At 70.5% G+C, this 11841-nt stretch carries 7 protein-coding genes; 6 read left to right on the forward strand and 1 reads right to left on the reverse strand.

Annotation, left to right across the window (positions count from 1 at the left end):
- On the reverse strand, positions 1-2482 hold a 2482-nt coding region (locus tag ACZ6QO_RS15425; protein WP_465851113.1), incomplete at its 3' end, for a xyloglucanase.
- Between the two features lie 379 nt (positions 2483-2861).
- Between ACZ6QO_RS15425 and ACZ6QO_RS15430 the strand changes: the two genes are divergently transcribed.
- From ACZ6QO_RS15430 to ACZ6QO_RS15455, 6 genes are all read left to right on the forward strand, one after another.
- On the forward strand, positions 2862-4538 hold the full coding sequence (locus ACZ6QO_RS15430) for a sodium:solute symporter family protein (protein ID WP_465851114.1): 1677 nt from the start codon (positions 2862-2864) through the stop codon (positions 4536-4538).
- A gap of 81 nt (positions 4539-4619) precedes the next feature.
- On the forward strand, positions 4620-4916 hold the full coding sequence (locus ACZ6QO_RS15435; RefSeq protein ID WP_465851116.1) for a hypothetical protein: 297 nt from the start codon (positions 4620-4622) through the stop codon (positions 4914-4916).
- Between the two features lie 181 nt (positions 4917-5097).
- Positions 5098-6081 carry a helix-turn-helix domain-containing protein gene (locus ACZ6QO_RS15440; protein WP_465851118.1) on the forward strand — a complete coding sequence of 328 codons (984 nt, stop codon included), beginning with the start codon at positions 5098-5100 and terminating at the stop codon, positions 6079-6081.
- 262 nt (positions 6082-6343) lie between these two features.
- Positions 6344-7450: a cellulose binding domain-containing protein gene (locus ACZ6QO_RS15445; protein WP_465851119.1), complete on the forward strand. Its 1107-nt coding sequence runs from the start codon at positions 6344-6346 to the stop codon at positions 7448-7450.
- A 246-nt stretch (positions 7451-7696) separates the two neighbouring features.
- A complete protein-coding gene (locus tag ACZ6QO_RS15450; RefSeq protein WP_465851120.1) occupies positions 7697-10984 on the forward strand; it encodes an AfsR/SARP family transcriptional regulator in 3288 nt (1095 codons plus the stop codon).
- A gap of 90 nt (positions 10985-11074) precedes the next feature.
- Positions 11075-11841 (forward strand): hypothetical protein (locus tag ACZ6QO_RS15455; RefSeq protein WP_465851122.1); only part of this gene is annotated, 767 nt, incomplete at its 3' end.

Genomic DNA, 11841 nt, shown 5'->3' on the forward strand with positions numbered 1-11841 from the left:
ACAGACCGGTCAGCGCGAAGGTGTTGCTCGTCGCCGTGCCCACCTTCACATCCGTCGTCCCCGCCTCCCGGTACACGTCATACCCGCTGACCCCGACATTGTCGGTCGACGCCGTCCACGACAACGTCGCCCCCGACGAGGTGATCGACGACGCCGCCGGCGTCCCCGGTCGCGACGGAGCCGTCGTGTCGGGGGTGCCGCCGCCGGAGGGGTCGCCGTAGATGACGCCGCGGCCGTTGGTGCCGATGTAGACGCGGCCGTAGACGCGCGGGTCGCCGGTCAGCGCCTCGCCGATGTTGCCGTACTGATGCTTGTCGTCGTTGATCCGGACCCAGGAGGCGCCGGTGTCGTCGGACCGGTAGACGCCGTAGACGCCGTCGACCCGGCCGGCGAGGTAGAGCGCCTGGTAGGTGCGGCCGGAGGCCGCCTTGCCGAAGCCGATGTTGGTCGCCTCGGTCACGCCGCTCACCTTGGTGAACGAGGCGCCGGAGTTGGTCGAGTGCCACAGGCCCGTGGTGCCGGCGGCCAGCCAGACGTCGCCCTCCACGCCGGGCAGCGCCTTGAACCTCACGCCGGTGGACGGCAGGCCCGTCGCGGCGGTCTTGGCGAAGGTGGCGCCGCCGTTGGTGCTGACGTAGAACCCGCCGTTGGCGAAGGCGTAGAACTTGTTCTTGTTGACCCGGTCGGACTCGACGACCGCGTTGGCCGGCACACCCGACGCCTGGCTCCAGCTGTTGCCGTAACCGACGGAGTAGACGACCGGTTGGCCGGGGTCGCCCGGCGCCCAGACGAACCGGCTGCCGTCGGCGGCGGCCGCGACCGTGCCGCCGTTGTTGACGCCGCCGGGCTCGGTGCCCTGGAACCAGTTGCTCCCGCCGTCGGTGGAGAACGCCACATGGCTGTCGTTCGGGCGGTCGGAGTCGGTGAAGTTGCCGGCCCTGACCATCACGCTGGGGTTGGTCTCGGCGTAGTCGAGGCTGGTCGTGCTGGTGAAGACCGGCTGGGTGAACAGCATCGACGGGACCTTGGTCAGGTCGTTGTGCCGGAACCCGCCGAGGTCGCCGAGCCCACTGATCAACGGAGCGCCGGACGGCGGGCTGATCAGATCCAGGACGGCCGTCTCCTCCAGCCCCATGATCGTGGGCTTGATGGTGAACTGCCCGCCGGTGTCCCACTTGGTGAGGTCGGTGGTGCCGTAGATGGTGGCGCCGGTGCCGTACATCATGCGGTCGGAGTCGAACGGGTCGATCTCCAGCGACTCGGTCATCCACCCGAGCTTGGGCGTGACCTCCGGCGGGGCCGGATTGGTGCCGAAGGTCAGCCACGGCGTGGCCGAGACGTCCTGCTTGTAGCGGAACGAGCGGTTGGGATAGCTGGTGAAGTCCCACACCCGCGTCCAGGTGGCGCCCGAGTCGGTGCTGCGGAAGAAGATCACGTCGGGCCACCAGGAGATCTGCGTGGCCACCATGAGCGTGCCCGGGTGCTGGCGGTCGACCGACAGGCCGCTGTAGCCGAAGTAGTCGTCGCCGCTGCTGGACGGGATCGGGCTGATCTGGGTCCAGGTGCCGGTCGCGGTCGCGTACCGCCATACGTCGCCCTTGGCCCCGTCGTACGGTCCGCCGGTGTCGCTCGTGGCGATGTAGAGATAGCCGTTGACGGTGTCCAGGACGCCCTTGTGTGCGATGTACCCGGTCGGCTGCCCGGAGACGCGCTCCCAGCTCGTGCCGCCGTTGGTGGTGCGGTAGACGGTGTTGTTCTTGTCGGCGACCCCGACGTAGATGGTCTGGGTCGCGTTACCCGACGTGCCGGTGCGCTTGTCGAACGTCACCCACACGACGCCCTGGTTGTCGCCGTTGTATGCGTCACCGGGGACGGCCACGTAGTTGCCGGCGTTGGGGAAGTTGGTCACCTTGGACCAGCTGACGCCGGAGTCGGTGCTGCGCCACAGGCCGTTCCCGCTGGGCGCCCCGAAGTACAGGACGCTGTTCTTGTTGGGGTCGACGGCGAGCCGCTCGCCCATGCCGCGGCCGGGCATGTTGCCGCCGAGCTTGAACGGCAGCGGCGAGGCCTGCCAGGTGGCGCCCTTGTCGCTGGAGCGCAGGATGGCGCCGTTGTTGGGGTCCCAGGAGTTGGTGTACATGCCGGCGGCGGCGTAGACCTTGTCCGGGTCCACGGCGTCGGTGGCCAGGCTCACCACGCCGTTGTAGCCCCAGTTGTCGAACCCGACCCAGTCGAGCAGCGGTGTCCAGGTCTGGGTGGACTGGTTCCACCGGTAGGCGCCGCCGATGTCGGTGCGGGCGTAGATCAGGTCCTTCTGGCTCTGGTTGAAGATGATGCCGGGGACGAACCCGCCACCCCCGATCTGGACGTTCTTGAACGTGTACGGCTCGGAGGCGGCGGCCTCCGACGGCGGCGCCTTCACGCCCGCGAGGAAGCTGGCGGCGAGCGCCATCGCGAGCATGCTCAGGAGCTTTTTGCGCATGAACGGTTCCCTTCGGATCGCCTCGAAACGCTTCGAGAACGCGGTCAACCGCCATGCACGATCAGGTGGGACCCCTGACCGTCGACCTCCAGCGTGCATGGTACCGATGAGGCTCCTGACAGCCTCCGCCGAAGGTTCACACAACCCGGGAGTGGGCGTCAATAGTTTGGCGCTTAAACTTTCTCCGCGCGGTGCCGACCGGCCCGGCTCCGTCCCGCCGCGCCTGGTCAGGTGACGCGGCGGGGCAGGATCGGGGACGTGGCGCGGCGGGGTTCGGGGCGCTGTACGGCGAGGTTCGGGGACGCGGCGCGGCGGCGAGGCCGCACAAGTCTCGCGAAGCAGCGGGTGAAAGCAGGAAATTTCAGGGTAACGGGCGTTCGTGCCTCATCACCTGTCTCTTGCGGCGCAGGACCTGCGGCTGGACGTCAACCTCCTCGACTACGCCGTCCTCGCGCTCTACTTCGTCACCGTGCTCGGCATCGGCTTCGCCGCCCGCCGCGCGGTCAGGACCAGCCTGGACTTCTTCCTCTCCGGCCGGTCTCTCCCCGCCTGGATCACCGGCCTCGCCTTCCTGTCGGCCAACCTCGGCGCCACCGAGATCCTCGGCATGGCCGCCAACGGGGTGCAGTACGGCGTGCAGACCGTGCACTACTACTGGATCGGCGCCGTCCCCGCCATGGTGTTCCTCGGCGTCGTGATGATGCCGTTCTACTACCGCTCCAAGGTGCACAGCGTCCCTGAGTTCCTGCGCCGCCGGTTCAACGGCCAGACCCAGTTGCTCAACGCGGTCACCTTCGCCGTGGCGCAGATCCTCATCGCCGGGATCAACCTCTACGCGCTCGCCCTGGTGATGGGAGCGCTGCTCGGCTGGCCCCTGATGCTGTCCATCGTCGTGTCGGCCGCCATCGTGCTGGCCTACGTCGTGCTGGGCGGCCTGTCGTCGGCCATCTACAACGAGGTGATGCAGTTCTTCGTCATCCTCGCCGGCCTCATCCCCATCACGGTGCTCGGCCTGATCAAGGTGGGGGGCTTCTCGGGCCTGGCCGACAAGGTGCGCCAGTCGGCGCTCGGCGACCCCGGGCTGCACGCCTGGGCGAACACCGGCTCCGCCGACGCCAACCCGCTCGGCGCGCACTGGATCGGCATCGTCCTCGGCCTCGGCTTCGTGCTGTCCTTCAGCTACTGGACGACGAACTTCGCCGAGGTGCAGCGCGGCCTGTCGGCGCGCAACACGACGGCGGCGCGGCTCACGCCCATCGTCGCCGCCTACCCCAAGCTGATGATCCCGGCCGTGACCGTGATCCCCGGCCTGGTGGCGCTGGCGCTGTTCAGCGACCTCGGCAAGCCGGGCGGCCCGCAGTACAACTACGCCATCCCGCTGCTCATGGGCGACCTGCTGCCGAACGGCGTGCTCGGCGTCGCCGTCACCGGGCTGCTGGCCTCGTTCATGGCGGGCATGGCCGCCAACATCAGCGGCTTCAACACCGTCTTCACCTACGACATCTGGCGCTCGCACGTGAAGAAGGACCGGCCGGACGACTACTACCTGCGGCTGGGGCGGCTGGCCACCGTCGGCGGCGTCGTCCTCGGCATCGGCGCCGCGCTCATCGCGGCCGGGTTCAGCAACATCATGAACTATTTGCAGACGTTGTTCTCGTTCTTCAACGCTCCGCTGTTCGCGACGTTCATCATCGGCCTGTTCTGGAAGCGGATGACCCCGTGGGCCGGCTTCTGGGGACTGCTGACCGGCACCGTCGCCGCGTTCGCGTGCTACATCCTGTTCAAGGCGGGCGTGCTGGACTTCGGCACCGAGCTGAACGCCACCTTCTGGGGCGCCGGCACCGCGTTCGTCGTGGACGCCGTGGTCTCGGTCGTGGTCACCCTGCTCACCACGCCCAAGCCCGAGAGCGAGCTGCGCGGCCTGGTCTACGGGCTCAGCGACGCCTCGATCGCCGACGACTCCCTGGCCGGCGACAAGGCGTGGTACCGCTCCCCGATCGTGCTCGGCGCCGGCGCGGTCATCCTGGGCGTCGTCCTCTACATCCCCTTCATCTGACACCCCGACCACCCCGTGATCGCCATCGCGGCGCCGGCCCGGACCATGGTGATCGAACTCTCCCCCGATCGGAGACCTGCTGTGAACGACGAGAGCGACCGCAGGCGCGTCGCCCGGCTCTTCGACATCCGCCGCATCATCGGCGGCCTGTTCCTGCTCTACGGCGTGATCCTCACGATCGTCGGGCTGCTGGACGGCACGGCGGCGGTGGACAAGGCCGCGGGCGTCCGGATCAACCTGTGGACCGGCGTGGCGATGATCCTCGTCGCGGCCGTCTTCCTGACCTGGGAGCGCCTGCGCCCCCTCGACGCGCCCGACCCGGCGGCCGCGCCGGAGGACGAGGAAGAGACCGAGGAGGGGACCGACCGGCGTCCCTGACCGGGGAACGGCCGTCCAGCGCACCGAGGTCCAGGGCCGCCCCGCCACCGCCCTCGCCCGCCCTGCCGTCGTCCCGCAGCCGCCCTGCCGCTGTCCTGTAGGCGTCCTCACCTGCCGGAATACGCCCCGGTGAGCGATAGGTGTGGCCGAATGCCGCTATTTCGGATGCCATTATGGGTACATGCTGGAGCCGGTGGGGCTGGACTCGGTGGAGGAACTGACGTATCGGCTGCTGGTCTCGGCCGCCGAGGCCGAGGTCGCGGAACTGGCCGAGCTCTCCCGGCTCGACCCCCATGAGGTCGGGCGGACACTGCGCTCGATGGCCGCCAGAGGCCTCGTCCGCGAGGTCTCCCCCGGCCGGTTCGCCGCCGTGGCCCCCGACATCGCGCTCGGCGCGTCGCTGCTGCGGCGCCAGCAGGCGCTCGACTGGGCGCGCCGCTCCCTGGACGAGCTGTCGGAGGAGCACCGCGCCAACACCCGCCGCCGGGACGCCGCACAGCTCGTCGAGGTGCTGCCCAATCGGGCCGCGATGCGCGACCACCTGCTGCACATGCAGGACAACGCACGGGAAGAGGTGCTGGGCTTCTGCCTCGCGGGCCCGGTCGCGATGACCGCCGCCCAGAACGACGCCGAGCCCTCCGCCCTCTCCCGCGGCGTCGTCTACCGGGTCATCTACGAACGGACCCTGCTTGAGGAGCCCGGCATGCAGGCCGACGTCGCCCAGGCCATCAAGCACGGCGAGCGTGCCAGGGCCATCCCCCGCCTTCCCGTGCGGCTGACCATCGCCGACCGCAGGCTCGGCCTGATCACGCTCGTCCAGCAGCCGGGTCTGTCCGAGCCGACGGCGGCGCTGATCCGCGGCGGCACCCTGCTGGACGCGCTGCTGGCCCTGTTCGAGAGCCAGTGGGACCGCGCCACCCCGCTGAGCGTCATGGACGGCGGCACCCTGTCGCTGGAGGACAAGACGGCGCCCTGCCCCCTGGACTCCGACGATCTCTACCTGCTGTCGCTGCTGGTCGCGGGCGTCCCGGACAAGTCGATCGCCACCCAGCTCGGCATCAGCCAGCGCACCGTCCAGCGGCGCGTCTCCGGCATCATGGAGGCGGCCGGCGTGCAGACGAGAATGCAACTCGCCTGGCACGCCGCCCGCGAACAGTGGCTGTGAGCACCCCGGCCCGATAACCCGCCCCGGCTCGGCGACCCGCGCCTTGGCGGGATGGGTCACCCGCGCGGCGCACCGCCCCTGCCCGGTGGTCAGGACGGGCAGCCGCCGCCACCGCGAAACGGACGAGCGCCGCGCGCACCCTGTGGAACTTTCACCGCCGGAGAAGGCATTTGCCCAGGTCGAACCGGTTAAGTTCCGCAGCTCCTTCCTCGCGGGCATCCCGTCTCCTTACCATCGCCAGGCGGACGACCGGAGGTGGAGGATGGCGACCAGACGCGCATTCCTGGCGATCATGACGGCGTTGATCGGAGTCCTGACGTACGTGGCCCTCACGCCCGTTCCACCGGCCGGCGCCGCCACCGTACGGGTCATGCCGCTGGGCGACTCCATCACCGGCTCCCCCGGCTGCTGGCGGGCCCTGCTGTACAACCGGCTCGTCCAAAGCGGCCACAGCGTCGACATGGTGGGCACCCTGCCGCCCCAGGGATGCGGCGTCGCCTACGACGGCGACAACGAAGGCCACGGAGGCGCGCTGGTCACCGCCGTCGCCGACCAGAACCAGCTCCCCGGCTGGCTCTCCTCCACCCGGCCCGACATCGTGCTGATGCACTTCGGCACCAACGACGTGTGGAGCAACCGGGCGACCAGCACGATCCTCGCCGCCTACGGCAAGCTCGTCGACCAGATGCGGGCGAGCAACCCGAACATGAAGATCCTCGTCGCCCAGATCATCCCGATGAACCCGGGCTCCTGTCCCGAGTGCGCGCAGCGCGTCGTCGCCCTCAACGCCGCCATCCCCGGCTGGGCCCAGTCCAAGAGCACCGCCCAGTCGCCGATCGTGGTCGTCGACCAGTGGACCGGCTTCAGCACCTCCAGCGACACCGGCGACGGAGTACACCCCAACGCGACCGGCGACCAGAAGATGGCCGACAAGTGGTACCCGCCCCTCGCCGCCCTCCTCAACGGCACCACCCCCACCCCCACGCCGACCCCAACGGTCACGCCCACCCCGACCCCGACCCCCACGCCCACCCCGTCCGTCACCCCGACCCCGTCCTCTCCGGGCGGCTGCACGGCCGCCTACCGGATCACCAACTCCTGGCCGGGCGGCTTCGGCGCCGAGGTCACGGTGAGCAACACCGGCGTCGCCGCCATGAGCGGCTGGACGGTGAAGTGGACCTTCGCCGACGGCCAGACCATCGGCCAGCTCTGGAACGGCGCCCTGACCCAGAGCGGCAGCGCCGTGACGGTCAGGAACATGAGCTACAACGGCAACCTGGGCGCCGGAGCCTCGACGGCCTTCGGCTTCAACGCCACCTGGACCGCCGGCAACACCGTCCCGTCAGCCCTCACCTGCACCTCCCCCTGACCCCCGAGCGCGGGTGTTGACGCCTCCCGGGCGTCCCGGACCGCCCACCCTCACCCCTCTCGGGGGACGCCGCCGCCGTGATCGCCGACCCTGTCGGTAACGTACGGGATCATCTACGCTGGCACCCACCGCGCGGCGGAGAACGGTCACGGGAACTCCCGCGTGGCGCCGAACCGTTGCGCGGTCGGAGGCCGTCCGCGGTTCTCGTGGCCGGTGGTCGCCGGGGAGTCGTCGCTGGAGGAGTACATGGAATTCCGCCTCCTCGGCCCCATAGAGGTCTGGAACGGTGGCCGTCAGGTACCGCTCGGGGGGGCGAAACCGCGAACGTTGCTGACCGCGTTGCTCATCGACGAGGGGCACGTGGTCGGGGCAGAACGGCTCATCGAGGCCATCTGGGACGTGGATCCCCCGGAGACCGCCCGGGCCGTGTTGCAGACCTACATCTCGTCGCTGCGCCGATCGTTCGAACGCGCGGACATGCCACCGGTCATCGTGTCCCACCGGGCCGGTTACCTGGCCGACGTCCCCGCCGGCGCCGTCGACCGTTCCGCGTTCGAGACGCTCGTCGCCCAAGGCCGCCGCGCGGCCGCCGAGGGCCGTCATGAGGACGCGTCCGAACGCCTGCGCGCCGCCCTCGCACTGTGGCGCGGCCCCGCCCTCGGCGGGATGGGCGACTCCTTCCTGCTCGCGGAAGCCCGCCGCCTGGACGAGCTGCGGCTCACCGTGACCGAGGAACGCATCTCCGCCGACCTCCGGATCGGCCGGCACGAGCAGGTGATCGGCGAGCTGACCGCCCTGGTGGCACGCCATCCCACCCACGAACGCCTCCGTTATGACCTCATGGCGACCCTGAACGAACTCGGGCGGCGGGGGGACGCGCTCGCGGTCTACCGGCAGGGCGTGGAGGTCCTCGCGGAGGAGCTCGGCATCGACCCCGGCCCCGAGCTGCGGCGGTTGCACGAGGGAATCCTGCGAGGAGACCCGCGCCTGTCACCCGGACGCCGTTCCCGGACGCGCCCATCAGAGAGTTCCGCGTCCACGGGCCCGGGGGCGCCCAGCGGAACACGCGACCAGCCCGGCCGCGGCGCGGCCGATTCCGAGCTCTCCGCTTCCGAGCCCTCCCCCTTCGAGCCCTCCGCTTCCGAGCCCTCCCCTTCCGAGCACCCTGCTTCCGAGCGGTCCGGTTCGGCGAGGACCAGCATTGAAAGAGCCGGCGCCGAGAGGACCACTCCCGAGAGGACCACTCCTGAGAGGACCGCTCCTGAGAGGGGCAGACCGCACCAGCTGCCTCCCGTCATCCCCGACTTCACGGGCCGGACCGAGGAGACGGAACTGCTGCGGGCGGCTCTGACCCGGCCGTCCGCCATGCCCGTCTGCGTGATCCTCGGCGCCGGCGGCACGGGCAAGTCGACCCTCGCGCTACGGGTCGCCCACGACGTGGCCGAGCGCTATCCGGACGGCCAGCTCTACGCCGAGCTGCGCGGCACCACCGAACTGCCGGCGACGCCCGAGGAGGTCCTGGGCCGCCTGCTGCGCGAACTGGGCACACCCGCGCCGGAGCTTCCGCCGACCCTGGAGGAACGGGTCAACCGCTATCGCAGCCTGCTATCCGGCCGCCGCATGCTGGTGGTGCTCGACGACGCGGCCACCGAACGCCAGGTCCGCCCGTTGCTGCCCGGCTCGGCCGGATGCGCCGTGCTGATCACCTCGCGCAACAAACTCCCGAGCCTCGCCGGCGCCCTCCCGACCGAACTGGGCACGCTGACGGCCGATGCGGCGCTCGCCCTGCTGTCCCACGTCGCCGGCGCCGAGCGCGTCACCGCGGAAGCCGAATCGGCGCGGATGATCGTACAGCAGTGCGGGTACCTGCCCCTCGCCATCCGGATCGCCGGCGCCAGGCTCGCCTCGCGCCGGCAGTGGTCGGTGAAACTGATGGCCGACCGGCTCGCCGACGAGCGGCGCCGGCTCGACGAGCTCGCCGTGGGCGACCAGGAGGTCCGCGCCGGCATCGCCCTGAGCTACGAGCTGCTGACCGGCTCCGTCCGCAGGGCGTTGCGGTACCTCGGCCTGCTCGGCCTTCCGCACTTTCCCGCCTGGGTTGCAGCGGCCGCCACCGGGTCGAGCCTCGAACAGGCCGAGCGGGAACTGGAACAACTGGTGGACGCCTCGCTCGTCGAGGTCGAGGGGGTCGACGCGATCGGCCAGGTGCGCTACCGGCTGCACGATCTCATCCGGCTGTTCGCCCGCGAGCGCGCCGAGGTCGAAGACCCGGCACAGGAGTGGGCCGCCGCGGTCACCAGGGTGATCGGCGGCTGGCTCTGGCTGCTGTCGAAGATGCGCGCCGTCGAACCGTCGGGCACGATCGCGGTGCGCGAGTCCTACCGGCTCGCCGCACCCGTCGATCCGCAGGCCGCGCAGGCCGTCCTGGCGGCGCCCCACACGTGGTTGCGCATCGAGGAGGAGCCGCTGGTCGTCGGCGTCGAACTGGCGGCGGGGCTGGACCTCGACGAGGCCGCGGTCGAGCTGGCCTCCGCGCTGTGCCATTCCGCCTTCGCCGTGGAGAACCAGTTCACGGCCTGGAGCCGTACGCACGACGCCGCTCTGGCCGTCGCGCGGCGCAGGGGGAACACCGCCGGCCAGGCGACGCTGCTCGCGGAGCTGGGCCAGCTGCGATACGAGCAGGACCGCTACGCCGAGGCCCAGGAGTACTTCGGCCAGGCGCTCCCGATGTTCCGCGCCGCCGGAGACCTGCGGGGAGAGTGCGCCATCCTCACGGGCATGGGCGTCGTCTGCCGCGAACAGGGACACCTGCCCGAGGCGCTGCACTACCTCGACAGCGCCCAGCGGATGTGGCATGACCAGGGCGACGAGCCCGCCCTCGCCCACGTGCGGCGGCTGGCGGGCTCGGTCCGGCTGGAACAGGGCGACCTCGATCGCGCCTGGACCGACCTGGACCACGCGCTCACGCTGTACAGACGATCGGGCAGCCGGCGAGGTGAGGCGCTGACTCTGCGCACCATGGCCCTGCACCACATGGCCAGGGAAGAGCACGCCGAGGCGCAGCGGCTGAGCGAACAGGCGGCGCGCATCTTCGGCGACACGGGTGAGCGGCTGCTGGAGTGCTACGCGTTGCGCACCCGCGCCAAGGCGTGGCTCCGGCAGGGCAGGTGCGACGAGGCGCTGCCCGCGCTGGAGGGCATCCTCGCCGACATGCGCGCCCTGCGCGACCGGTGGGGCGAGGCGATCACCTTGCGCACGCTGGGAGAGCTGCACCTCGCCGCCGGGCGGTACCAGGAGGCGGAGAACTGCCTGAAGGAGTCGGTGCGGCAGTGGGAGGAGCTGGGCCTGCCCTTGTTCCGCGCGCGGACCCTGCGAGACCTGGCCCTGCTGCACGAGGAGCTGGGACAGTGGGCGGCGGCCGAGAGCGTCCGGGCGGAGGCGGTCGGCATCTTCCGCGCGTACGGCTCCCGTGAACACGCGGAGCTCGCCACGCGGCGGACGACCGGTTCCACGCACGAGGACGTCGCTCTGTAGAGCCGCCTACAACGGATTTACAGCGGTATTGAAGCGCGCGGTCGCACTCTTTCGGAGCCAGATCGAATCTGTCCCGAAATGAGGCATCCGATGAGTGCATCCCCCTCGCGTCCCGCCCGTGCCGCCGGTCCCGCCCGTGCCGCCCGTGGCGCCCTCCGGCTCGCCGGAGTCACCGCCATGGCGCTGACCTGCAGCCTGCTGATCGCGCCCGCCGCCATGGCCGGTCCCACCCCGGCGCCCAGCGCGATGGCCAGTGACGTCGCCGCGCAGCGAGCCGTCGCCGCGTGCGACCCGAACGGCACCACCTCCACCGACTCCGCCCTCGCGACGCAACTGAACGGCTCGCTGAAGGCCAAGATGAAGGGGTACATGTCGGCCTACCGCGTGTCCTGCGCGCGGATGGTGGTCAAGGCCGTGCGCGACCGCGGCCTGAACCTCAGGGCCGCCGTCATCGCCATCACCACGACGATCGTCGAGTCGAGCATCGACAACATCAGCGAGGAGCTCGACCACGACAGCCTCGGGCTGTTCCAGCAGCGGGCCTCCTGGGGAAGCAGGGCCCAGCGGCTGAACCCGACGTGGGCCACCAACGCCTTCCTGAACAAGATGGAGTCGAAGTACCCGGACGAGAAGTGGCTGACCGCGCCGATCGGTGAGATCTGCCAGGCGGTGCAGGTGTCGGCGTACCCTGACCGCTACCAGCCGCAGGCCGGCGACGCGAAGATCATCGTCGATGCCATCGTGGCGTCCCAGGCTCCTCCGGAGCCGATCGACTACGGGGTGCTGGACTTCACGCTGTCCGACAGCTTCGACTCCAACACCAACACCCGCCCGGTCATCAGATACGGCAACAGCCC

The organism is Sphaerisporangium sp. NPDC049457 (genome assembly GCF_055586705.1).